Source organism: Streptococcus oralis (assembly GCF_003942875.1).
GTDB lineage: Bacteria > Bacillota > Bacilli > Lactobacillales > Streptococcaceae > Streptococcus > Streptococcus oralis_BX.
This window is the reverse complement of sequence record NZ_RMVK01000004.1, coordinates 91316-116589: the sequence shown is the minus strand read 5'-3', so window position 1 is coordinate 116589 and position 25274 is coordinate 91316. Positions and strand designations below refer to the sequence as shown.

The window sequence follows — 25274 nt, the reverse complement described above, 5'->3', positions numbered from 1 at the left end:
TTCAAGTTCTTCAAAAATAATTTTTTCTGATTCGTTCATATTCATTGCTCCTCAATTTTAAATTTAATGATTTTTCTATTTAATAATATCCAAATAGTTACGATAGCGTATATAATAGTTGCAATCAGGTAAACAGCCTGTATACCAATCCGACTACTTAAATAGCTAAATATTGCCAAAGAGCCAGATGAAGTAATCGTTAATATTAATTGCCTTAGAGAAAAAACACGTCCTATCGAATAAGTAGGGGACTTCTCTTGTATTAATGATTGTTGCACCAAATCTCTAATTTGATACGGAATTCCAATGAAAAAGTTAATAACAAGAGCCAAGAAAGCTACTTTATTAAAAGCGTATATACCTGTAAAAATAGCAACCACAAGTGATGAAAAAAAGATAACTTTTCCCCCAAACTGAGAAATATACTTAGAGTATCTAATGCTTATAATTCCTCCTACAATCGAACCTACAAAGTAAGCAGCTCCTTGAAATCCCCACCATTCCTCTGATAAGTTCAAAAAACTCGTCGTGAAAAATAATAGAAAAGTTTGCGTCCAAATCACATTAGCAATTGATTCACATGTGTCCATAATGGTTATATTCCACAATTCAGTAATATGGAACAAATCATACCATCCCTGCTTCAATCTCTCAAAATAAGGGAGTAAATTCGTTTGCACTCTATCTTTTGTATCTATTTTCTTCAAGAGCCACAAGGATATAGTAATCATCAAAATAATCACACAAAATGCCGCAAAAGGATTAAGGAATAGAACAAAAGGTATTCCAAATGTCCAAGTAGCAGTTTGAAATACTTGAATGACAGTATAGAAAATACCATTTAAACGAATTCTATCCTCTTTAATTATATCTGCAAGCAATACACCTTGCGCAGGAGAAATAGCACTATCTAATAAACTCAATAAAAATTTTGATATTAACACAATATATATATATCTATAAGTACATATGAGTAGTATAATAATAAAAACTTTGGCTATCAATGCTCCTAGCATAATCCACTTTGCTGAAATCTTGTCAAAAATATTTGAAAGTAGAATACTTCCTAATATTCGTGAAATAGATCCAACAACTAGAATCATACTTGTATCAAATAGCGATTGACTCATTTGATATACAAAGAGAATTAAAACCATATCTAACAATATTCCAGCAAGAATAATAAATACTTGGGCTGTTAGAAACTTTAAAAATGACTTACTAAGTTTATTACTTTTTATTTCTGTTCTCACAACTATCCTTTTTCAAATATTCATTTAGTTTAGAAAAATCATAATATTTTACTAAATACTCTTTAAATTAATAGTTAACATGCAACGTCTTATCTATAATACATTGGTATCACCCCCTCCTACATCGTGTTACTTCATTAAGATATCTTAAAAATTAATTGTGCATTTTATATTTTTAGTAGTAGTAAGTCTTTGGGGAATCCCAAAGACTTAAGTGTACACCTAAGCACTCTATCCACCTACAATAATTATGATATCCAAAAATAAAAGCGGTATTAGTAAATACTTAGTAAATTTTGAAATCTTCAGCATCTTATTTCTCCTTTTTTCTTTTCTATATTGTACAATAAAGAAAAGAAATTATCGTTTTTGTTGTGAAAGTGGGAATATATGAAATTCAATTTAGGAAAAACCCTTCGAAAAATTCGTAAAGGAAAACAAATTAGCATTAGTTCTGTCGCTGATGAACATTTATCAAAATCACAAATTTCTAGATTTGAGAGAGGGGAATCTGAGATATCTTGTGCTAGGTTAATAAATATTCTTGATAAACTTAATATATCATTAGAAGAATTTTTTATAATCCATAATAACGATTTTGGAAAATGTGAAAACTTTATGAATCTTATAAAACATATTCGTGAAGATTATACCCTACATCGTGTTATATCACTCAAGAATACACTATATTGTAATAGCGATTTAACAGACTTTGATAGGACAATGTTAAAATCAATTATATATACTCTTGATAGCTCTCATAAACCTACTGACGAGGAATTATTAAAATTAACAGATTATCTTTTCAAAATAGAAAATTGGGGTTATTACGAAATAATATTACTAGGAAACTGTGTCCGAACCATAGAGTATTCTTCTTATTTTTTACTAACTAAAGAAATGTTGAAAAATTATATATACTCCTCTTTAAATAAAACAAATAAAAAATTAGTAACCCAACTTGCTATTAACTGTTTAATTGCAAGTATAGATGTTAAGAAATACAACAATTGTAGATTTTTAATCAAAGAAATATCTAGATTACTAGATAACGAACTCAATTATTATGAACAAACTGTATTCTTATATGCTCAAGGATACCTCGAATTTGCACAAGGAGCTCAATCTGGAATATCCAAAATGAGAGATGCATTACAGATTTTTGATATACTAAACGAGAGTTCAATAAAAAAACAGTACGAGGATCATCTTTCCTCACTTATTGATAAATAATAAAAGTGAGTACTATATTTACTGAACATTCATCATTAAAAGAACTAAACTTTAAAAATTTGAGACTTTTGAAAATTTTATTTAAGAGTGGATGCATAGAACAAATGGATACACTAGATAGCAGCATACAACTTACAGATAATGAAATACTTCAATTAACGGATTATCTGTTCAAAGTCAAAAATGGAAGCTATTATAAACTCATACTACTNAAAAATTATGCTATAACTACTAAGTACACTTTATTTTTCCTATTAATAAAAGAAATGGCCGAGCGATTATATCTATTCATCACTTAAGAAATAAATAAAAGATTAGTTACTCAACTCACTATTAATTGTTTGTTATTAAGTGTAGATAAAAATCAATATAATGACTGAAATTAAATAACTTTTAGCTAATAAAATTAAACTCCTATGAAGAAATTGACTTGGACAGCTTTATTTATTTGAAAAAAGACAGTAAAAAAGCACAAAAAATCACTTCCTGTGCTATACTTTTTTAAGATTGGCGTTAAAACTGTTTCCTCAGTCCTAGCGCCTTTTCTTTTTTGATTCTAAAGACTTTTCGACCACCTTAAAAATGAACAAAAGTTATCAGTAGACTTTACTTTAAAATTTGTGTTCTAACAATCATTTCGATTAGTTAAATCTTCCAATCTTTCTTCTCCCACCTTCAACATCTCTTCCTCTACCTTGCTCCATTTTCCGAAGAGGTATTCTTGTAGCACTTTTGCTGCTGAAATTTTATCTTCTCCTGAATCATATACACAACTTCTATCTCGTTGATAAATTTGAATTCTTTCAAAGATAGCCAATTCTTCCAATTGTCGTGTATTATCAACTAGATGATATACAATGAAATCATGATGTTCTTTTGGAGTTGCGCGTGCTTGATTTGGATTGATAGCGCACAGTTCTTCGTATCGGATAAGAGTGCTCAGATAGGACAGCTTAGGCTTTGTCGCAATCAAGGCTAATTGTACTTCATATACCTTATTTTTCAAGAGTTGTGCCGTTTTCTTTGGAACATCAACTGTTCGTAGAGTTCCCTCTATCAAAAGATTGTATCCCAAATGACTCAATTCTCTTACTAAAGACTCTACCATTTTTCCCGCAAAATCTTTGTTGTATTCAACGCTATCTTTGCCATATTCTCGCTGCAGTTCTAAATAGTGTGGATGCTGAGAACGAAAACTATCACCATCTATGATAACAATATTTCCTTGAAATTCTTTCTGTTTAATACGATGAATTGTAGTCTTACCGGCACCACTTTGCCCTCCAAGCAAAATCGCTATAGGTTGCTTACTGGACTTTTTTCCTCTTTTCAGTGAGCGAAGGTTTCGCTCTAAAGCATGTTTGAATTCACTATCGGTATAATCTTGGATTTCCATTAGGCTGCCATCCGTTTTTCAGATATCTCTAACATACGTTCAATTCCATCCAAATAGCCACTATATCTCTCTATTTCATCAAAAGTTTCTACTAAATAGATATTCGTATGAATCAAGTCAGATAGATCGTCACTCATTAAAATCCAAGGATTAGATTCATCATCAATGCTAATTCCCTGACTATCTTGATAACGATAGAGTCGAGATAATAGATGAGCACCTCTTTCTTTCACAATTTCAATTTTTAAAGTCAATTCATAATCTTCAACAGGATTGAGCATTTTATCTTCTCCTACAATATCGACATAAGATACATTAAACTTCTGGCAGATGATGTCTATTAGTTCCGTAGAGACTGAACTAGTTCCATTTTCATAACGACTCAAGCTATTTCGAGAAATTCCTATAATTCGTGCAAATTCGGGTTGTGTTAAGTCATGTGTTTTACGTAAGGATTTTATGTTCTTTCCAATCATGGCTCTCTCCTTTATTTTTATAATTCAATTATAGCATAAAAAAGCATAACGCACCAATTTTGGTGCGTTATTGACTATTTTTCCTAAATCTCTCTAAATTCTTCTCCAATTGTTCCTTATGAAGTTGATTCTTAGCTTCCTTTAATGTGTCGTCCAAAGTTTCTTCTCTGTAAGTTGATTCTGTTTTTAGTTGTTCTGATTCTTGATCTGGAGTGAAAATGATATCTAGCAATCGATCTATTTTTTCAAGATCTTGGGCAGACATATCAGATAGTCGATGAATTAGTTTCTTAAATATATCACCATTGTCTTGGTTTTTCTTAAAAAATGTTGTAAACATCTATAACCTCTCAAAAAAAGCAGCCTATCAGGACTGCTTAGTGTAATTCCGAAATCGCATCATAAATGGACTGCAATTTCTTATTTTCTTTATTCTTTGTGTCAATCAACGTATGTAGATCTTCAATTTTCTTTTGACTACTTTGAATATCGCTATTGTTATCTGCAATAAGTCTTTTAAGATGTTGCTGATAACTTGTAGTGATATCTGTCTCTTTTCCTGTTCTAACCTCTGTAACTTTGGGTTTAGAACTAGAATTTGATTCCGTCACAGGTGCTTGTTTACGCTTTTGAAAAGCTGCTTCATAATTTACATCATTACCCCCTTGATGATTTCCAAATAAGGCCGCAATTTTATCTGGATCTTCTTGATTTTCTGATTTACTTTCTAATGGTTGATTAAAATTCCAATCTTTTGTCATTCACTCATTTCATCCTTTCTAAATTCAGAATCATCGAATTGTCTTTCTTTGCCAAATGCATGGTCAAGAGCTTCTTCAAAACTCATGTGACTAATGCTTTGACGCCTTTTGAACGTCGCAAACATCGCTGTCTCCAGTTGTTCTTTGTAAGCAGCGAGTTTTTCTGTCTCTCTTGCTACCTTGCTTTCTTGCCTAGTGACCTTTTCTTCTAAGCGTTCAATAATGGTCATATACGATCCTCCTTCATTCTAATATTATCTAAAACATCTTGATTTTGTTATCACAATTCTAAAAATTGAGAGGTTTGTCTTACTGGTGGATTTCCAAATGTCTCTTTTACAGTCTCAAGCATAAATTGTAAATCTGATTTCTTTTCTCTAAGGACATCATTCCAGTCTATTTTTTCTTTCCCAGATTCATTATCAGGCAAATCCAGTAAAACAGGAAATCCTGATTGAGATAACTTATCAGAAAAATCTTTACCTGCATCATCACAATCTACCGCAAGTGTCAATAAATCAGGATGATTATCAAAATAGCTGGTGGTATCACGAATGGTATTGATCAAAGGCAATAACTTTGAAGGTATTACTGTATCTAAAAATTCCAACTTCTGATTTTCTTCAGCTATCAGTCGTAAAGTTTGATAAGCAACAACAGACCTTTTTAATCCTTCCATAGATACCAAACGAACATCAGATAGATTTTGTTGATGCAGTTCGTAATAGCTCATCAAGTCGATGAACGATTCACAAAAGACCAGTCTATTTGGTTTACCAATGTCAAAGGATATTCCAATATGTCCATGGCTTCCTTTTAGAATCGTTTTTAACCTCTCTCTAGAAAGAGCGGGATTCTTATAAATCCCTTGTAGGCTTGCTGCCTGCAGTTTGTGACGATGATCAAAACTTTTAAAAACAATAACAGGTTCAACAGTTTCATTTGTTTTCCAACTGGCTTGTGCTAGCAAACCTTGTTGAATCATCTTTTGTACGATTTCTTCTGAGATTTCTCTACATTCTATTAAATAATATCTGGCCAGACTACAGTTAGAATCTTCTATTCTCTTTAAAGGATAATAAAATGGTCTATCTCTATTTTCTTGAACAGCTTCTTTTTGAAAAGGTTCTTCAGAAAGAAAAGCTAAAGCATCTTTAAAGGGAATTCCCTTAACAAGTCGAACAAAATCAATGACATCACCTTGAATATCTCTTGAAAACCATTTAAAAGTATTAGTAGTTGAAAAAATCCGAAATGAATCGTGTTCAGGATGTTCATAGACACTGCTCGAAACTTGTTTAAAGGAGATACCTAAACGATTGGTTACATCAAGAATTGAAATTTGCTTACATTCCTCTATATTCATAAAACATCATCATTTTGTCGTAGTATTTGGCAGTGATGGAACAGATGAGGATTCTTCCAAAGCTTTGGGAGTGGCCTTATCCAAATCATCTAACCCCGATTTCCAAACCTGTACTTGGTTGACCAATAACTTACCAGGAAGTTTAGAGTAGGACAACTTAACCGTTCTGGTTTCTGTCTGATTAGTCTTTGATTGGTTGGCATTCTTTAAATCAGATACATAGGTTACATTATAAGAGACCATGGCAATGGCTTGATTCGTAGTCTGATTGACAAAGATATCTGCTTTTTCAAAATGATAATCCAAAATATAATCCTTATACACTTGGTTCATGGCATCATTTTGACTTGACAATTCTTGAGAATAAGCCGATTCAGTCATATAAGGTTGAATACGTGTATTATTTTCTCCGAGCTTGTCTTTCGTATAGTACTGAGTCAAAAATTCTTTTACAGTATCCGATGACAAAATGCTGGCTTTATCTTCTGCTTGTTTGTCCTCTACAAGTTTAGCTGCAGCCAATTCGATTTCTTTGCGACTTTGTTTAGCAGTAGAATGTTGACCCACAGTATATCCCATCATGAGAATAAAGCTAGTTGCAGCCACTGCTCCGACACTAATTAAGGCTTTAGTTTTGACTTTATTTAACATCTTAGACCTTCTTTCTATAAAAACTAGGTCAAGAATAACAAAAAGGACTTGTAAGTTTTATCACACCATAATAAAAGGTGATTCCTACATTTCAGGCGCAAAATCGTACAGTTCAGAGAAAAATATCAAAACTATCTGTCTTCAGCTTATAATGTAACTATGAAAAATTTAAAAGAAGAAAATTTGAGAAGAGCTCTTTCTCATATTGAACGACATAAACAAGCCATAAATACAAGTAATAACAGTGAGGATAATGATTTTCATAAATTACTGCTCCAATTTAGCTATGAAGTATATGAAAGAATCAAGGCTAATAAAAAACCTTATCCTAATTTAGATTCAGATAAAGTTTTTTAACCATCTAACAAGTTTACATACTTTCCTTAGTTTTGGAGTTTATGAAACGCCAACTGAATCCTAGAACCAACATCAGATTGATGAAAAGGTACACAGCCGTAAAACTAGTTAAACCATGTTGTCTGATATCATCAAAGTATAAAGTCGGTTCAGTAAAGAACAAATAAATTCCATAGACCTCCACGAAAATAAGAAAACTGATAAAACCAATAAGGAAAAGTCCACTGGCAATAAGAAAGAGTCTCCATAAAAGAATGAGAATTCCTCCTACTGCTAAAAAAATTACTGGGATAAGGAGTAAATCATTCATGACTTTCTCCTTCCTAATCAATCAACTGACGGTAATGGGTGGCAAGAGAGGAATCAAACTCTTCTAATTTTTGAACTAAGTCCAAATACTCCTCTTTTTCATGTTCTTCAAAGTCCACACCTCGATGATTCTGAAGAGAGATTTCCAATTGACTAGTAAGTTCTCGTATAGAAAAGCTGTAATCGCCTGTCACTTCCTCATAATGTTCCTTTAGCTCCTTGTAGGCTTGGTATTCTTCAGGCGTTTGAAATCCCTGTACCAAAGCCTCTTCTAATTGATAATAGGTATCTTCCATCATAATCGTTACCTCGCTTTTTTCTATCTTTATTCTACCGCGCTTTTCTTTTCTTGTCCGCTATTTGTATCTATTTTTTAATCTAATTCAAAAGAAAGTTGTTCTTGCTTTTCTTTTCCTTTTTCATGGAATTGTCTTAAGGCCTGATCAATAATATCTAAATCCGTTTCTGTTTCAATCAATGGCGCAAGTACATCGTATTCGGCCTTTTTAGTTTGATAATCCTCTTCCTTTGGAAAATTTTTCTCAATTTCTACTCTAGCAGTAGTCCATTTATCCTTTAATTCATCCAATAAGTTCTGAGTTTTCACTTGGTCATCTTTAATGTGATCAATCGTATGCTGAAGCCTTTGAATTGTCCCCAAAGGAGAATACAAATCTAAACTGACAGAATACTGATTTTCTCCTACAATCTTAACAGAGAAGGTTTCAGGAAGAGGTTGATTTATTGGAAGACTAAGCATTTTAATGTCAAATCCTCGATAACTGGCTAGGGTACGAAATTCTTTGCTGTCAGCTTGATTATGACGAATAAGACGGTGTAGGGATTCCCCTGCTTCAGCTCGTTGCTCAAAAGCCTGCTTACCTACTGTCATAGAAAATGCCTGATCTTTCGACATTTCAGACTGTTGAATGTCGCCTTCATACTTACTTAATCGTTTTTCAAGAATGGGCATATTTTCTTCACAGTAAGAGATTGTATGACGATAGTGATCCTTGCTGCGTTGAAAGGCGCGTCTTTGGTTTTCTAATAGGGTTAGATCATTCTCCAATTCCATCTTATGTTTGAGATAAGGATTACCTGTTGCTAGTGCCTTAAAATCAGAAGCTGTCATAGTCTGTTCATCAATGTCTTCTGCAGCACGAATCGGCTCCTTAGAAGTCATAATCTGCTTAATATAACGGAGTTTGTTCTCCTGAGTTGCCCATAGATAATTATCAAATGAACCTTTTGTAATGTAGTGGTAAATATCCACTTCCTTGTTTTCATTTCCCTGTCGGATAATACGTCCATTGCGTTGCTGAATGTCACTTGGTCTCCACGGCACATCCAGGTGATGAACTGCTTTCATCTTGCTCTGAACATTTAAACCTGTTCCTCCTTTTTCAGTTGAAGCAAGGAGAATCCGCACCTCTCCTGCATTGACCTTTCGAGACAAACTATTCTTCTTTTCATCACTATTGGCATCATGTACAAAGGCAATTTCTTTACTAGGGATTCCTCTATCAACTAATAATGCCTTAATCTCAGAATAAACATCAAAGCCATTGTCCTTTTTCTTAGGTGTGCCAATATCTGAAAAAATCATCTGAGTAGCCTTATTTCCCATTCCTTCACGATAAATTCTCTCAACATTATCCACTACCTGAAGCAGTTTATGATTGTCTGCTAGACTATAACTAGAGTCCAATAAACGCATATCAATAGCTAATTTTCGTGCCTCACCCGTAATTTTTAACATGTTATCCTGGCTTGGATCAACTGTTCCACATTTGACCATATCTGACCTCATGACTAATTCTTCTAAATAGAGTTTCTGGTTTTCAGTTAACTCACTCTCAATAGGGATAATATGAGCTTCTGGAACAGGTAAATCCAACATATCTTGTGTTTGAATGTCGGCTGTTTCTTTATAGATTTTCATCAACTCAGGTAGATTGACAAACTTTTTAAATCGTTTCTTAGGTTGGTACTTATCTCCTGTAGGAGCTAATTCCATAGAGTTTTGAATTTCTCCAAAAGCACCTACCCAAGAGTCAAAATAATCAACTTGATAGCGTTTTAAGATATCCGGTTGAATGTAGTTCATCATAGTATACAACTCACTAATAGAATTGGAAACAGGTGTTCCTGTAGCAAAGACAATATTTTTAAAATCATGTTCTTCCTGAATCTGTCGAACCTTCATTTCCATATCCACGTTCTTCTTAGAGGTTGTATTGGTAATCCCTGCTACATTTCCAAGTCCAGTAATTGGACGAATATTTTTAAAGTGATGTGCTTCATCCACAAAGAGAAAATCAATTCCTAAGTTCTCAAAATCAATAAAACTATCACGATTGAAACGTTGGAGTTCTTCCAATTGTTTCTCTAGACCACTTATTGATTGCTCTGCTTCTTTAACGGTATACTTATTTTCAGAATGTGTTTTAATCTCTCGTAGTTCATTGAGTTTATCCTCGATATAATTCATCTGTCTTTCCTTACTGACAGGGATTTTTTCAAATTGAGAATCCCCAATGACAATGGCATCGTAATCTCCTGTAATAATACGTGACACAAATTGTTTTCTTCTCGCCTTCACAAAATCTTTCTTAGTGGTCACAAAGACCTTTTTTGTGGGGAAAAATTTCATGATTTCTTGACCAAATTGAGCAGACAAACTAGAGGGCACTACATACAAGGGCTTATGAACCATCCCTAACTCCTTTAATTTAAACCCAGCACCAAGCATGGTCAGGGTCTTTCCTGAACCTACCTCATGAGCTAATAAAGCTCTTTTTTCTTCTACGATTCTTTGAATGGCATTCTCTTGGTGAGGACGAAGACTGATGTTTTGTGCCAAGCCATCAATGACTAGATGGCTACCGTCATACTCTCGACTAACCGTTCGATTATAAAGACGATTATAGCTTTCCTCAATGACTTGTTGGACTTCTGGATACCGTGAGACAAATTCTTGAAAGAGCTCTTGTAAATGCTGCTCTTTTGCTCTTAGAACAGAGGTTTTTTCCAAATCTGTGATGGTCTTTTTCTTTTCTCCTTCCGTAACAGTCATAGTAATCGTCGGTTGGTTCGAATTAAGTAAATTCTCAAAAATCTTTCTTCCTGTATCATAACGTGACCCACTAACTCCAAGACTACTATCTTTGGCACTTGGATATCGATAAGCAAATGATGTCCTTAAATGAACCTGCCCATCGACAGGATTCACTTCAATGACTTGTTCAACATCAGGCGAAGACAATTCAAATTCACGATTGGTAAAACATTCAAAGGCAAATTTACCATAAACGGATTGAGGAATCCAACGTGACCCTATTTTAAACTCAATATCTGCCAGATGAATCCGTGGAGGGCGAACAGATTCTAACAAATCTAAAGCATGGTTCCAATCATATTCTTGGTTGTTTTCCTCCACTAATAGTTGAACTACTTCTATCTTGTTGAGAATGTCTCCTGATAAAAACTGGTTCTTAGAAAGATATTTTCTTTCTCCTCTTAAATAAATTTCTGGATCCATTAAAATCTGGTCTCCTAACTCATCTAAAATAGCAGCTTGGCTATGTTCGGGATAAATTGAAACCATATAGTCTAAATCAACCCCTCTACCATCCGATAAACTAGAGTTTAAGGCATCTAGAGCCGTTGAAACTCTTGCAATCACTCTCTCTGGCCTAACCAATGCTTTCTCAAAGGCTAAAGATTTTTTATATTTTACTTTCTGATCTTTAGAATCAATGTATTCATCTTCTAAACTTGCTAGTAAAGAATACTTATCGTCACTATCAAATAAGTTCCGATTGACTGAGGCATTCAAGTATCCAAATTGACTTACAAAACGGTCATAGTCACGATTCAATTTACTAAGCAACGCCTGAAAATCTGTCCGACTATAATCTTGATGACGTTGAATTTCAATTAAGGATTGATAAGTCTCTCTCAAATCAACCATGCCCTTAATGCGACTAATATCCTTATCCGATAAGGGACTTTCATAAAAGACAGTTTTTTTGAACAGTCCCTTATATTTCCCTCTTTTACTCGCTTCTTCTGAGTTGTAAACATCTAGTGCTTTCTCATCTGTCAAATGAAGTTGCACGAATCGGTCTATTTTATGTTCAGACAAAGAACTGTCCCAAGCTTTAAAATCTCCCTTCTCATCTACATAATAACTAATTTCGTCTACTTTTGAACTTTTCCGAACGCCATGCGTATCTCGGTAATAAATTTGATTTCCCTCATATCCAAAAGAATAGAGCGCTAAGTTCTCACGTATACGACTTGGAATAGAATTATCCACTTCTTCTTGGATAAAAACAGGTGCTTTCAAAGAATTGTCAATTTGTTTAGGTGCTTCCACATTCTCTAATGCTTCCATAATGTCAGTAGCTAATCTTTCTGATACCCCCTTAACATTGAGGGTTCCTCCTTTAAAATTACGTACCTCATATTCACCCAAAACTTGTGTATTGTATTTCCCATCAAAATAAGGATTGATCCAGGCACGTTTATCCTCCTCAAAGGGAATAGAGCCACTAAAGACAAGCTCCTCTTCATTAAGATTCTTTGTTTGATCCTTTTGAAAGAAGAGGAGATCTGTAGTCACTCGAGTACCTGCAATCTTTTTAAAAGCCGTATCCGGCAAACGAACTCCCCCTAAAAAATGAGTGTTGGTTTTAATCTCTTGTAAGACATTATCTGTTCGCTTATCCATTGTCCCGATAGATGAGATAATCGATACTTGTCCTCCGTCTCTTACTAAATCAAGTGAGTGTTTGACAAAGTAATCATGAATCATATAAGGTTTATCATAGTTTTTATCGGCAATGCGAAAATTTCCAAAAGGAACATTCGTTAAGACTAAATCAAAACTATTATTTTGATAGGGAACTTCTTCAAATCCTCGAACTTCAATATGGACATTTGGATGGAGTTGTTTTGCGATTGCGCCAGTCACACTGTCTAATTCAACCCCATAGAGTTCTGATTTATCTCGTATACTTCTAGGCATCGCCGCAAAGAAGTTCCCAGTCCCCATAGAAGGATCTAATATCCTTCCTCCCTCAAAACCATCATCCAGTAACTTTTGCCAAATCTGGCGAATAATCATTGGGTCTGTATAATAGGCTGTGAGAGAACTTTGTTTCATAGTGGAGTATTCTGATTTACTTACTAAGCTCCTAAGAGTTAAACGTTCTGTTTCATACTTTGGATTGAGTTCATCGAAAAATTCATTGGCAAGACCACCCCAGCCGACATACTTGGCTAGTAGTTCTTGTTCTTCTGGATTCGCTTGTCGTTTCTCTTTTTCTAATCTTTTAACAAGTTCAATTGCGGCTATATTCGTTTCAATTTTTTCTCGATTTGTCTTAGGATAAAAGTCCTCTAAATCATCTGGAAAATCAAAATCTTGAACGGGGACATCCTTCTCTTCTATACTTGAAATTAAAGGTTTTGTTTCCTTATCCTTTTCCTTTTCATTTTCATTTTCTTCTTCCAGATAGGAAAACAAATCTATTTCCTGACTTTCACTTGATGAATCAATCTCAATCTCTGAATCTTCTTTTTCAAGTTCTACATGAGACAATACTTGTTCAATCTCTTCCAAACTGTTCAAGTATAAGATAGGATTCTCTTCAAATAACTGGTCGGAATCATTGAATAGCTCTAGGCGAACTAAGTCATTTAACTGTGCATTTTCAATCGAAACCAACTGAAATACTTGTCCTTTATAACTTACTTGAGAACCGATTGGATATTCCCTCAAAGCTTCTTCTACAATTTTATCGACATTAGAAAAGGAGTTAGTTTCTTCCGTTCCCTTTTCAATATCACTTGAAGGAGATAAAACTTCCTCTACTTGATTAGACTTTTCGCTTTTAGCTTTTACTTCATCAAAATGAGTAATTATCTTCAGTTTTTGTGTCAGTGGGAGTTGTGTGTAGTTTCCTTCATGATGGACAAGATCCGTAACGGTATCTAAAGTAGCCATCAATTCTGAACCTAAATAGGCTAGAACATCTCCCTCTTTTTCTTCAAAATGAATCTCAAGAACCTCTTTTTTTAGTTCTTTGGAATCAACCATTAGAAGAAACTCCTCTATATCTCTACTAATGCGGTCAGATAGATTATTCGCAACCCGATAGACATTGACTAAATTGACATCCTGATTCTGATGACATACAAGCTCACTTAATGGTTCTAACTTCTCTTTTTCAGATTGGATGTAAAATCGAGTGGAAAGGTTATAGGTTGCGACTTCTAGCACCAAGTTTTTCTCAAAATTACTTAATTGAGATAATTTACTCAGACCTGCTTGTCCAAAATTTCTTGTGTAACTTTCTAAATCTTGGTCATTATTTTCAGAACTGGCCTCTAGGAAAGAAATAATATCTTGATGAAACGAATACACATAAGGTATCTCTTCTATCTTGCCCTCTTCAGCCAAAAAACTCTCTACCAAGTCCTGCCATTTCTCATCAAAATGTTGCGCTTGATAACGAAGAAATAGGTCCATTTTCTCCCTATCTTTTGGAATTGTTCCACGAAACATAGCCAATAATTGCATTACTTCCATACTCGCTCCTTTCATCTATACGAAAATAGGAGAATCACATGATTCCCCTACAACTCTATCTCCATTTCCACCTCTTGAGGACTGGTTTCTAAATCACTAGACAAAAGAGAAACGGCATCTGTTCTCATGTAGTAAGTATATAAGTCTTCTAGGTCTTGTTGGTTTTCAATCCCTGTTTCAATACTAATCATAGCCTGTATAAATTCCTTGTAGTGACTCTCCATCATATCTGAAATCTTTTGTTTCATTTCCATAAATACTGAAGACGGTTCAGTTATACTTATTTGATCTATGTTTTGTAAATCCTTTTCTAAGGGATTGGTTCCTTCTTCTACTTCCACTAAATCTGAACGACCATCACCATCAGAATCTGCGCTAAGAGGATTGGTTCCTAGCGCAAATTCTTGAGCATCAGTCAGTCCATCTTGATCAGAATCACGTTGATAAATGGCTTCCATATACTTCCTTCTTTCCTAGTTAATCTTTTTTCACTCCAATCCTACCAAATATTCCTTGAAAGAAGTATCACAACAAAAAGAGAACGAGCCAAAACTGCGTTCTCCTGAAAATGATAAAAATATATTTTATGCCACAAAAGATATGTAAACTAATCTTTTGAATAATAAAAAAGTTCCGACGTTTGTAAATGTTTTGAGTAAATTGAAATTACTTTTTGACCTTTTGGAAATACTGTCTTTCTCTTCAAATCTAATAAAGATTGAGGAACAATTTTCCTTGATGTTTCTTTCAATGTTAATGCTAGTATCTGTTTTCTTGTACGTAGAGCATAATCAAACTCCAAATACAAATAACGTCCTGAACCAGTTAGATGAACATGCTTTCCCAATAACTCCTCAATGGATCCTAAAACTTGTAACTTTTGCATCGTGGTTCCATCTTTTTTTATCTTCAACTCATCAATTATGACATGTCTATTTAAACAATCGTCAAAGAAACTGCCTGCACCTTTTCGGTAATCAACACCACATAGGTGCATGAAATTAGTAGGTGAAAAATGAAGTTCAACACTTTCTATTTCAGTTTCATAATACATGATTTTGCCAACGAAGTGCTCTTTAAAAAAAGAAGCCGCAATTTGTAACTGAGTAAAAAAACGCTGAAGTTTTATTTTTTCGGTGTAATTTGGATTACGATAATCTCTAGAATTTGCCATATTTTCCTCACAAAAAAGGTGGTTTACAGAGTCTGTAAGCCACCTAGTCAGTCGGTTTATTCTGGTGTCTGCCACCGCTTGGCCCTTACGTCCAAGATTGCTATCGGATTTCGTTCTGGTGTCCGCCACCGCTTGGCCCTTATGTCCAAGATTACTATCAGATTGACCATGAGCCGACCACTCATCTACACTATTTATTTTACCTGAAAATAGCTAAAATTTCAAGTGTAAACTCTTCTATTTCGTAGTATAGGCAAAACTAATGGCGCTATCTGCTTGCGAGATTTTTCTAAAGGTATAGTTAGGATTGCCACCATAGTTAGTTTCAGACACAAGGAAAGAACCATCATCATAGACCTTCTCTACAAAAGCCACATGACCGTAGATAGCTGGTGTGCCATGTGTACCTCCTACAAAAGAAACAATAGCACCTGCTTTTGGTGTGGAACCCGTTTCTCCACCAAGACTTGAAGCTGTCGCAACCCAGTCCTGACCATTTCCCATGGTATTAATGATTGAAATCTTCTCTCCATTACTTCCTTTTAATTTTAAGCCTAACTGGTTCATACGAGCCGCAACACCCCATGTACATTGTCCATAGGCATAGGCCATACCATCTCCACCACCAGGAACAGAATGATCATACAAGTCTCCACGAACACCTTCAAGGGATTGCGGGTCACTTTTTGCCTGTCCTCCATTTGTTTGGCTAAAGCCTTTTTCAATTTGGTAATACCATTCCGTTGCTCTGGTTTGTCTTTCCAGTAGTTTGTCACCAGAATTTCCCTCCCAATAGGTAAGGAAGAGTTGGGCTAGATTGGCTGCACTGCCCGTATTTCCAAAGAAATCCTTTAACCAACTTTGATAGTAAGGACTATCCCCATGAAGCATAAAATCAAGTTGGAGATCTAAATCATACCACTTCTTATTTTTGATATGTGCATAATTCAATAAGGCTGTATGACGTGTTGAACCATCTGCAGTATCCGTCCATTGACCTAAACCTAGACCTCTATGAAGAATATTAGGATAAGCACCACTATAAATGGCTGGCCCTCCTATCGCTAACCAGGTTTCATCATCCCATGAGGAATCGGTAGCGCCAACAGGAGGAGATAAATAATCCCCTTCAGCTCGTTTAGGATTGATAGAAGACTCTACCGACCAATTTCCTAAAATGGCCGCAATGGCTTGGGGGCTTGCCCCTTGAGATTTCAAAAACTCATAAATATGTTTCGCTCGTTCAAACTCATCTCCACCAAACTGACCAATGGCAGGTAAGATAGTGGTCTGAAGTTGAATGACTTTTGGAAAATAAAATTGCGGATTGACATACACCAATTTTTCTTTCTTGTTCTTATATTTTTGATAGGAAACTTTCAAACCTGTATCGTCTGGTGTTTCACCAACAACATCACCCGTTAGGACTCTTGTCCCCTCAATCGCACGGCCATTATGAATGGAATATAAGGTTAAGCGACTCTCATTCTCTCCTTTTCCGTTAGTGAGAATAACATTGTCGCCATCTAGAGATACAACTCCATCCATTGGTGCGACAATTGCTTGGTGAGCTTTAGCTTCTAGTAGAATGTACTCCTGAAGAGTAGGTTTTCCGTCTAAATCATAGTATCCATAACGATAAGTCATGGTTAAACTATCTTCGTTACTTTTCCCTTCAAATGGATTGTCCAATTCCTGCATGGAAGCATACATACCCTCTTCTTTTAGTTCCTTCATTTCCTCTTGATCGTCTTTCGATAGTTTATACTTAGGAGTTTCATAGAGGTCTTGCATGGATTTCAAATCATCCCCATCGTTTAAATCATGCCACAAAGTAGACAGATAATCCTTGTAAGTTTCTGAACTAAATAAGTGAACTGGTTTGTGTAACTCATAGTCATGGAATTTAAAGTTCATATAGCCCATCACATCATCAATTTTTGTGTAATAGGTAATTCCTTTGTCATTTGTGCGAGTATGTTCTGCATCTTCCCAAGTTAGATGGGTATAAGCTTTTGTTAATTCAAATTCATCTTGTTGAATCAAACTAGCAGATGAAAATCCTAAAAAGAAGCTCATCATAAGTAAAAAAAGAAAGACTATTCCTCCAACTATCCAGGTTGCAGGATTCCCAGCCGCAAATGTAAAGAAGGAAAAGGCTGCTTTTAGTTTTTGATAGATGTTTCGGACACTTGTAAGACCTTGTTTCTTTAATTTTCGATACCGATTTTTAAAGGAACTTGGGTTATCTTTCGCTAGTTTCCATCCTTTTCCATCCTTAAAATGATGGTATCGCTCTTTTGTGTTGGTCAGTCTTTTCTTGGTAAAACGACCTGTTGCTTGTCCTGTTTTGACACTAGCTTTTCCAAGATTATAAGAAAGCCGACTGTAGCGTTTCCCTTTTCTAATTGTCTCTTGAAGTGTGCGATAGCCTTCTAAATCTTCATTTTCTGAAGCTAACTCTCCACCTTCACGTCCAAGGACATAAAGAAAAGTTTTGACTTTCCTACTGACTTTTTTGGACTTATAGGCTTGTTTAGTAGATTTTAGATTCTCTTTTGCGTCCTTTACTTCTTTCTTAGATTTTAATTCTTCTAAACTCTTCCCTTGAAAGAAAAAATTGGATTTTGCTTTCGTTTCCTGACCGTAGAGAAATTTTTGATTGGTTTTTCTTTCTTTACGACTCTCTTTTCTTTCTTCTTTTGCTTCTACCTTAGCTTCCCTAAATTGCTTCTTGGCTATTTTTAATCGTTTCCTAGCATGAGGCAACCGTCTGTCTCTTAATTCTTTACGATTCAAAAGAGATGGAGGACTATTTTGAAGGATGTGATTGTAGTCTTCATTTGCTTGTTTTACTCTAGCCTTTGAAGCTTCTCTCATCCCCGCTAGCTTTTCTTTTATCTCTTTTTTCCATGCTTTTTCATCCAGTACAGCGGAATCTTTTCTCTGTTTCCTCACCTCCTTCTTTCCTTGTTTCAAGAATTTCTTCTCATCTTTTAGACTTCTTCTAAATGCCTTTCGGGCACGTATGATTTCTCTTTTATCCTTCATTTACCTTCCCCTTAATTAGAAGCCATTTTATCAGGATCCGTACTCATGATATCAAACAATTGAGTACCTTGAGGAATCTTATTTTTAAAGGGAACGACAACTGAACCAGCTTTTATCAGTCCTGCTCCTTTTTCTGGATTGACTAGGTATTTTTCAAGTTCTTTTGACAAACCTAAGAGTTGAACCAGTTCTTCTCGGTCATTCTTTGCTTGCTTGAGGAGAATCATAAATTCACTATTTGCAATAATCCGTCTACCATTTGGATCTAACAATAAGGTTTCAACATTTTGAGTTATTCCAGTCGGACTGGCTCCATATTTTCTGACACGACTCCACAATTTAAAGAAGAAATCACTGGCATATTTATCTAATAAGAGAAGCTGCATTTCATCAAAATAAATCCAGGTCTTCTTCCCTAATTTTTGGTTCCGAACAACACGATTCCATATCTGATCAAAAACCACCATAAGGGCGATTTGTTTCAGCTCATCTCCTAACTTTTTAACATTATAGATTAAGAAATTGGAGCCTGTCTGAATGTTTGTTTTATGAGAAAAAATATCAAGAGAACCTTCAACATACAGTTCCATATCAAGTGACAAATTCTGCGCTTCTTCTTCTGGTTGTTGACTCAAGACAAAGACCCATTCTTCCAAAGAAGGTTCTTTAAATGACTGATAGGTGAGTCTGGTAACTCGGTCGATAATCGATTTTTCTCTTCCATCCATTTTTCTATCCAATAACTTGCCGATAAAGGATAAAAGAAATTCTGATTTTACCTTTACAGGATCTTCATCCATATTTTCCTCAGACAAGTCAAGGACATTGAGATAAGTTTGGGAATCGGGCGCAATATCAATCATTTCTCCACCAAAAGCTCGTCCAATGATACTGTATTCTGCTTCTGGATCCACGATGATAATTTCAGTATTTTCACCAGATTCCTTGATTTTGGTCGTGATAATTTCATGCTTGGTTGCCATCCCTTTCCCAGCTCCAGATGTTCCTAAAATCAGACCAGACGGTGTATTTAATAGACTGCGATCAATAGTAATAATATTGCTTGAGATTTGATTGATACCGTAATATTTCCCACTGCGGTCTTGTAAGTCTACTGAAGTCCATGGAGAGTTCACTGCTATATTGGACGTTAATAAACTCCGTGATACTCCCTCTAAAAAATCACAACCAAATGGCAGCAAACTATTAAAGGCTGCTTCTTGCATATATGGAAGTTTATCAATCATTAGGTCATTTGAGCCGGCAACTTGTTGGATAGTGTCTAGGGCTTGTTTGAGTTCTTCTTCATCTTGACCAAAAACTCCAATCAAGAAGACTGTTTGAAATAGCTTATCTCCTGTCTCTGTCATAGTTTTTAAGAGTTCCTCAGCCTCATCAATATTACTTTCTAATACATGACCTACTTTTTCCAAATAGATACCTGTACGAGCTAGTTTTTGTTGTTCCCCAATCTTTTGGGATTCCATCAAGGTCTTCTTTGTTCGTAGTTTCTTCATGGCATCTGCCTTGGTCGAACTTTGTGCATGGAGGCTCACAATCAATTCCAAATCTCCTTGCATGAGGTCTCGGATAAACTGATCGCCTAATTCCATGCCGTAGTCTCTCACATAGACAATCTGTAATAAGCGGTCATTGATTTGTAGGTAATTCTTGTTTTTAAAATCCAAGAGATTAGGTGCTATGAAGTGACGAGTTGTCTGACCAGATCTGGTTAAATCACGGTAAGAAAAAGGAAGATGGTGTTCTCCTCTAAGCATATCGGCCAACAAGTTGACACGGTCTTCTCCAGCCAAGGATTCAAAGCGAGCATCAATTTCTGAAAAACCACTCTTGAAATATTCTCCTATTTGAGACAAAGAACGATAGGCTTGTTTGGGATTAGAATCCTTTCTACCAAAGCTAATCAGTTTCACAGCTGAAAAGTTATTTTCACCACTGTCTAAATTCTGATTCATCATCCGATTCAATTCTTTACGATAGCTATCATACCCATCTTCCTTTTCCTCATACAGAACGCTTTGTCTAAACTTTTCTAAATTCAATCTTTTATTAAAGATAGTCAATTGGAAGTTGGTTTGGTCGTCTAAGGAGTTAATCAAATCAGAATACTTCTCAATGATTGCCCCCTTATCTTCTAAACCAACGGTCTGGTAATTGACATCACCAAGTAAATAGCTTTGTGAAAAATAATCTTCTTTTACCTGCATCAGACCATTTTGATACAGGGCTTGATAGGAAAGAGTATTAGCCGTAGAGGGTAACACTTCCTCTTTTTTCCCTTTAACTTCTTCCTTTTTATTAGTCATTGAAGTTTTTTGTTTCTTTAATGTATTTGATTTTCTTTTCATGTTCAGGTCCTTTCTTTCCTGTAATTGTGCGTAGGGGAACCGTTAGTTCAAAATGAAGACGGTATTTCAAATAATGTTCAAAATATAAATCATTGGGTTTATAGACTCCAAAAAGCATGAGGGGGATGGTAAAAGCAAATACAAAACCGTAAACAAACCAATCTCCAAATTGCCAGAAAAAGAGATTCAAGCCCAAAACAATAATTGTGACCATAAAGGCTGGTAGGACAAAGATGATTTGCCTTGTAGTGAAGCCTAACCAAGCCCTGTGTTGGTATTTTGAGATGTCTTTAAAGACACGTGTATTCATGACTTTCCTTTCTAAAAAGGCTAAGAAGCAATCACTTCCTAGCCCTTATCTAATTACATACCTAAAATTGAGCGAGCCGTACGTTGAGAACCAACGAGGGCAATAATCAGTAAGATAGCTTGTATCAAACTACCAAACATAATCGCAAGAGATTGCAGGACTCCTGCACCATTTGAAACAGCTATTTTCCCAGCAGATTCAAATAAAGGAACAAGAGAAACAATCAGAAAAATAAGAACCCCTTGTACCGCATAAACCATAATATTTTTTAAATAGCCAATACCAATAGACTTCCATTCATCGCTTAAAAATGTTGGAATCGTAAGAGGGGCAAATGGAATCATAAGGTAGAGTTGAATAAATCGAATGGATACCAAAAGATTGACCATGGCTGCACTTACTATCCGAACAAGCCAGATAAGGAGGGCGAAAAATCCCACAATCATACGGCCAATAAATCCTGACCCTTTTAATTCAGAGATGGTATCATACTTTGCCCCACCGTGAGCCACAATCGAAGCCACTTGTTCAATGGCGTGACTCGCAATCCCGATTATAGCTTCTACAATAACGGTAGTATTGGTAATTACAACTGCGACCATAATATAACTAATCAACATCGGCGCTAATGCTTCAAAGGTCATCGCTCCACCAGAGTTAGCAATTTTCTTTGCCATCTTCGAAAATTCTAAGATGAGGACAACTGATAAAATCGCAACTCCAAGGGGCTGCATGACACTTTTGGTGATACTAGACATATAAGTCCAAACTGTTGGATTGTAGCTAGATAGAGATTTAATCAGATCTACCGTAGATTGTAAATCTACATTAAATCCTTCAAATAAATTTTCAGCTGATATTTTTTCAGATGCAAGGTAAACAAAGGGTGAGACTAAACTAAGATTCATGTCATTGTTTATCCTCCTAAATTGAAATCTGGGTTACAAAGGCTCCAGCAGCCCCGACCATAACACCACCGACAATTTCAAGAATGGCATTTCGAACACCTGGTCCACCATCTTTAATGTTGGTTGCAAGGTTGACAATCCCCACAACAACGAGAAAGGCACCAACTGCAATCAATCCCTTCTGTAACAAAGACATAGCTTGTGCAAACATAGCACTTGCGTCTACTCCATAAACAAAACCTTTAAAATGCGTAATCATCTATTTCCTCTTTTCTATTTTTATTTTAAACTAGATTCAAAAGTTAAATCACGAATTCTAAGGCCGTCAAGATGGTTTTCTTGTCTTTGATTCAAAGGATTGATTTGATAGTTCCACCACCGTTCATCGGTTTCTTGATTAGCTAGGTACTTCCAGTTTGGATGCTTCGTGGAATTGTATTTTTTGCTTTTAAAGACAGGCATATTGGCAATTCGAACCAGGCATTCATGCCTTTTCATATTTCCGACCTCATCGGGTGTCATTAAATCACGAGCAATCTTTTGATGAGAAAGGGATCCTGAACCTGTCTGGCCAAAGGAACGACTAGTATTTCGAACATCAATGGTTTGTTTACCGAGTAAGCCACTCATAAATTTAAAGGTATCTTCATCATTCCCACCTAAGTAGACTAAGCTATCACAGTTCCCCAAAATGGTTTTCCAAGCTTCTTTTTCTTTATAGAGCCCTTGAAGTTGGGCAATATTTTGTAGAATAGGAACGAGACTCATATTCCGAGAACGGACTGTTGAGGTTTGTTCAGCAAAATCTGGGATTTCTCCGATATTTGCGAACTCATCTAAGTAAACTCTCACATGAAGAGGTAATTGACCCTTAAAATCAATATCTGCTTGTCTTGTTAAGGTTTGAAATACGGTTGAAAAAAAGAGGGCTGAAAGAAAGCGAAAGGTACTATCGTTATCTGGGATAACTAAGTAAACCATTGATTTTTCCTTGCCCCATGTCTTCATATCAAGGGTATCTCTTTTGGTCAAATCCATGACACTTTGAATATTGAAGAGGGCAAATTTAGCAGTGGTTACAGCTATAACAGAATCCAGAGTCTTATCCTTATAATTTTGGAAATCTGCCCAATTTCGCATGGTAAAATTTTCAGTCCCATACTTTTTAGCATAATTTTCAAATAGAATTTCTAAGACACTTTTTTCTTGATTTTCACCCTTGGATAAGTGTTTAATGAGTTTTGAGATTTCAGCAAAACTTGAATAACGCCCTCTTTTTTTTCGCTCTTCCACTTCTTTTTTTTGACGTTTCAACAAGTTTTGGTATTCCTTTTGACTTAAACGACTTTCTTCTATGAGCTGTTCTCTTGTTTTAGGTGGATTATAGAAATCGACCAAGTAGGAGGCTAAAGCTCGTACCAAAGTCATAGAAGCTTCATCCCAAAATGGATCACTACGGGATCCAGAGCCTTTGGTGTTATTGAAATAAACCGTCAGCATGCGATTCAAATCATTTTCTGTCTCTATATAGCGAAAAGGATTGAAGCCATCTGAGTTCTTCATATTGACTAAATCTAACACCTTTACTTGGTAGCCATGTTCTAAAAAGAGTTTGCCTGTTTTCTCGGCCAAGTGATCTTTAGGATCCACTACAATATTAGAACTATTCATCTGAATCAGATTGGGTTTCACAAAGCGAAATGTCTTCCCACTTCCTGAACCTCCGATTACCGCAATATTCTTATTTCTATCATATTGGGGTGGTTTTTTATCTAATAATGTCAAACGAACATCTTGTGCTAAGATTGTATCATGAGAAAATTCCTTACCGTAAAAGAGCTTCTTTTCTTTTAGAGTTCCAAAACGAGCGCTCCCGTATTCTACCCCTTCTCGGTATTGTTTTTTACCAGTCTCTAAATAGAGATAAACCAGCAACATCATCACAAAGCCTAGTAGAAAAAAAGCACTTGATTTTCCAGTAAAGGAAACATTCCATGGCGACTGAAGAACTTCATCTTGACCTTCCATTAGAAGATGAGTCCATTTATCTAAGGTATTTCCAGTATAGGAATCATACAAAAGCGTCAAACGATGAAAGACATAGCCTAGTAAGATACCTAACAGTGAGAATAGTAGGAATTTCTTTCCACTGTACATCATCTCACCATCTCTTTCTGTTTGACGGCCCCTTCTTGTCTAAAGGTAATTTGGGATTTAGCCTCATCAATTGCATCGTCTAATGACTTATCCATGGTAAAATCAGCTAATTTCTCCGGATCATTAACCATTTTTTCTAACAGATGGTCTAAATGATTGTCTAGAATCGAACGGTCTTTCGTGTAGAAATGTAGGGAATCCCCTTGCCAAGCGATGGCTAAAGGAATCTCTTCTTTTTCTAAAAAAGACTTAAATTTCTCTATATCAATTGGTTTGTCTAAGAAATCTTTCTTCAGATTAATCGTATCAATCGCATAGGGAGATTGTAGCAATTCTTCTAATTTCTGCACCCCTATCTTATAGGCGGAATCCTGTGCTAAAGCCTGACGTCTAGACCATTCTAGAATCTTTAAGAGACTTCTTACAGTAAATAAAAGACTACGCTCTGCATATTGAACTGCCATTCGTTCCTGTTGTTCAGAGGACATCTGAGGCCTCCTTCTTCACAAATAGCAGTTTTCCTTCTTTATAGCGATAAGCTATCAATTTCTGATGTTGCTTAATCGACTTGACAACCTGCAGTAAATCTCTCGAATAAGGTTCTCGAAGAGTGACTTCTACTGCCTTCCCATCAAAGATACCAACACGTTTAAATTCAATGTAGTCTTTTTTGAGATGTCCTAAGCCCATACCAAAAGGAAAGTGATGAATCAATTGGATGGTACAACTACCTTTATTTCCCATTTGTTTCAAATCATACAAGTTTACTACCTTCATGATTAACTCCTTTATCTAGTTTGTCGCATCGTTTGAGTCTGGAAACGATAAACTCCGTGTCTGTTAGAAAATTCTCACACACGTCTTGTGCCAGTTGCCCTTCACAGGGAAATACTCTCAGTCCCTAC

General features: G+C 35.6%; 25 protein-coding genes. 4 read left to right on the top strand and 21 right to left on the bottom strand.

From position 1 onward, the window contains the following. Positions 1 to 41: 41 nt before the first annotated feature. Positions 42 to 1253 carry an MFS transporter gene (locus tag D8844_RS05455; RefSeq protein WP_109289497.1) on the bottom strand — a complete coding sequence of 404 codons (1212 nt, stop codon included), beginning with the start codon at positions 1251 to 1253 and terminating at the stop codon, positions 42 to 44. Between the two features lie 390 nt (positions 1254 to 1643). On the opposite strand from D8844_RS05455, the gene D8844_RS05450 reads away from it, so the two are divergent. Next, complete coding sequence (locus D8844_RS05450; RefSeq protein WP_125422498.1) at positions 1644 to 2486, top strand: helix-turn-helix domain-containing protein; 843 nt, start codon at positions 1644 to 1646, stop codon at positions 2484 to 2486. A gap of 104 nt (positions 2487 to 2590) precedes the next feature. Beyond that, positions 2591 to 2785: an Rgg family transcriptional regulator gene (locus D8844_RS10605; RefSeq protein ID WP_096406730.1), complete on the top strand. Its 195-nt coding sequence runs from the start codon at positions 2591 to 2593 to the stop codon at positions 2783 to 2785. A gap of 326 nt (positions 2786 to 3111) precedes the next feature. Here the strand turns inward: D8844_RS10605 and pezT are convergent, their stop codons facing one another. The 7 genes from pezT to D8844_RS05415 all read right to left on the bottom strand — a co-directional run bounded on the left by pezT (position 3112) and on the right by D8844_RS05415 (position 7136). Then, positions 3112 to 3882 (bottom strand): type II toxin-antitoxin system toxin PezT, encoded by a 771-nt coding sequence (pezT, locus tag D8844_RS05445; protein WP_125422495.1) that lies wholly within the window; start codon positions 3880 to 3882, stop codon positions 3112 to 3114. Then, complete coding sequence (pezA, locus tag D8844_RS05440; RefSeq protein WP_000579611.1) at positions 3882 to 4358, bottom strand: type II toxin-antitoxin system antitoxin PezA; 477 nt, start codon at positions 4356 to 4358, stop codon at positions 3882 to 3884. The genes pezT and pezA overlap by 1 nt, the downstream gene beginning before the upstream one ends. A gap of 67 nt (positions 4359 to 4425) precedes the next feature. Next, positions 4426 to 4698 (bottom strand): hypothetical protein, encoded by a 273-nt coding sequence (locus tag D8844_RS05435; RefSeq protein ID WP_109289494.1) that lies wholly within the window; start codon positions 4696 to 4698, stop codon positions 4426 to 4428. A gap of 37 nt (positions 4699 to 4735) precedes the next feature. Then, the gene (locus tag D8844_RS05430; protein ID WP_109289493.1) at positions 4736 to 5119 is read right to left on the bottom strand and encodes a DUF5945 family protein; all 384 of its coding nucleotides are present in this window, start codon (positions 5117 to 5119) and stop codon (positions 4736 to 4738) included. Continuing rightward, positions 5116 to 5349 carry a DUF5965 family protein gene (locus D8844_RS05425; RefSeq protein ID WP_000152419.1) on the bottom strand — a complete coding sequence of 78 codons (234 nt, stop codon included), beginning with the start codon at positions 5347 to 5349 and terminating at the stop codon, positions 5116 to 5118. Before D8844_RS05425 ends, D8844_RS05430 begins: the two co-directional genes overlap by 4 nt. Before the next feature lie 50 nt (positions 5350 to 5399). After that, positions 5400 to 6485, bottom strand: coding sequence for a thioredoxin domain-containing protein (locus D8844_RS05420; protein ID WP_125400030.1), 1086 nt, complete (start codon positions 6483 to 6485; stop codon positions 5400 to 5402). Positions 6486 to 6494: 9 nt separating this feature from the next. Continuing rightward, positions 6495 to 7136, bottom strand: coding sequence for a hypothetical protein (locus D8844_RS05415; protein WP_000933088.1), 642 nt, complete (start codon positions 7134 to 7136; stop codon positions 6495 to 6497). Between the two features lie 159 nt (positions 7137 to 7295). On the opposite strand from D8844_RS05415, the gene D8844_RS05410 reads away from it, so the two are divergent. Continuing rightward, positions 7296 to 7493, top strand: coding sequence for a hypothetical protein (locus D8844_RS05410; protein WP_001842085.1), 198 nt, complete (start codon positions 7296 to 7298; stop codon positions 7491 to 7493). Between the two features lie 13 nt (positions 7494 to 7506). On the opposite strand, the gene D8844_RS05405 is transcribed toward D8844_RS05410, so the two are convergent. From D8844_RS05405 to D8844_RS05385, 5 genes are all read right to left on the bottom strand, one after another. Beyond that, on the bottom strand, positions 7507 to 7803 hold the full coding sequence (locus D8844_RS05405; protein WP_000998893.1) for a DUF5966 family protein: 297 nt from the start codon (positions 7801 to 7803) through the stop codon (positions 7507 to 7509). 13 nt (positions 7804 to 7816) lie between these two features. Further along, positions 7817 to 8101 carry a DUF5962 family protein gene (locus tag D8844_RS05400; protein ID WP_000969636.1) on the bottom strand — a complete coding sequence of 95 codons (285 nt, stop codon included), beginning with the start codon at positions 8099 to 8101 and terminating at the stop codon, positions 7817 to 7819. Between the two features lie 74 nt (positions 8102 to 8175). Beyond that, the gene (locus tag D8844_RS05395) at positions 8176 to 14400 is read right to left on the bottom strand and encodes a helicase-like domain-containing protein (protein ID WP_185757669.1); all 6225 of its coding nucleotides are present in this window, start codon (positions 14398 to 14400) and stop codon (positions 8176 to 8178) included. Between the two features lie 47 nt (positions 14401 to 14447). Continuing rightward, positions 14448 to 14858 carry a thrombospondin type 3 repeat-containing protein gene (locus D8844_RS05390; protein ID WP_109289490.1) on the bottom strand — a complete coding sequence of 137 codons (411 nt, stop codon included), beginning with the start codon at positions 14856 to 14858 and terminating at the stop codon, positions 14448 to 14450. 149 nt (positions 14859 to 15007) lie between these two features. Further along, positions 15008 to 15574 (bottom strand): PBECR4 domain-containing protein, encoded by a 567-nt coding sequence (locus D8844_RS05385; protein WP_000013901.1) that lies wholly within the window; start codon positions 15572 to 15574, stop codon positions 15008 to 15010. Positions 15575 to 15592: 18 nt separating this feature from the next. Between D8844_RS05385 and D8844_RS10390 the strand changes: the two genes are divergently transcribed. Then, the gene (locus tag D8844_RS10390; protein WP_071788347.1) at positions 15593 to 15781 is read left to right on the top strand and encodes a hypothetical protein; all 189 of its coding nucleotides are present in this window, start codon (positions 15593 to 15595) and stop codon (positions 15779 to 15781) included. 30 nt (positions 15782 to 15811) lie between these two features. On the opposite strand, the gene D8844_RS05375 is transcribed toward D8844_RS10390, so the two are convergent. From D8844_RS05375 to D8844_RS05340, 8 genes are read right to left on the bottom strand one after another with little or no spacing between them, the layout of a single operon-like run. Next, positions 15812 to 18625 carry a phage tail tip lysozyme gene (locus D8844_RS05375; RefSeq protein ID WP_125400026.1) on the bottom strand — a complete coding sequence of 938 codons (2814 nt, stop codon included), beginning with the start codon at positions 18623 to 18625 and terminating at the stop codon, positions 15812 to 15814. Positions 18626 to 18636: 11 nt separating this feature from the next. Further along, positions 18637 to 20994 carry a VirB4-like conjugal transfer ATPase, CD1110 family gene (locus D8844_RS05370; RefSeq protein ID WP_185757668.1) on the bottom strand — a complete coding sequence of 786 codons (2358 nt, stop codon included), beginning with the start codon at positions 20992 to 20994 and terminating at the stop codon, positions 18637 to 18639. Next, entirely contained in the window at positions 20945 to 21304 is a 360-nt protein-coding gene (locus D8844_RS05365) for a PrgI family protein (protein ID WP_109289488.1), read from the bottom strand. Before D8844_RS05365 ends, D8844_RS05370 begins: the two co-directional genes overlap by 50 nt. Before the next feature lie 53 nt (positions 21305 to 21357). Further along, positions 21358 to 22212, bottom strand: coding sequence for a VirB6/TrbL-like conjugal transfer protein, CD1112 family (locus D8844_RS05360; protein WP_109289487.1), 855 nt, complete (start codon positions 22210 to 22212; stop codon positions 21358 to 21360). 16 nt (positions 22213 to 22228) lie between these two features. Next, entirely contained in the window at positions 22229 to 22471 is a 243-nt protein-coding gene (locus D8844_RS05355; RefSeq protein WP_000627865.1) for a hypothetical protein, read from the bottom strand. Between the two features lie 20 nt (positions 22472 to 22491). Continuing rightward, positions 22492 to 24369 (bottom strand): VirD4-like conjugal transfer protein, CD1115 family, encoded by a 1878-nt coding sequence (locus D8844_RS05350; RefSeq protein WP_125400037.1) that lies wholly within the window; start codon positions 24367 to 24369, stop codon positions 22492 to 22494. After that, entirely contained in the window at positions 24369 to 24857 is a 489-nt protein-coding gene (locus tag D8844_RS05345) for a hypothetical protein (RefSeq protein WP_096406703.1), read from the bottom strand. Before D8844_RS05345 ends, D8844_RS05350 begins: the two co-directional genes overlap by 1 nt. After that, the gene (locus D8844_RS05340) at positions 24847 to 25146 is read right to left on the bottom strand and encodes a hypothetical protein (RefSeq protein WP_109289486.1); all 300 of its coding nucleotides are present in this window, start codon (positions 25144 to 25146) and stop codon (positions 24847 to 24849) included. The genes D8844_RS05345 and D8844_RS05340 overlap by 11 nt, the downstream gene beginning before the upstream one ends. Between the last annotated feature and the right edge of the window lie 128 nt (positions 25147 to 25274).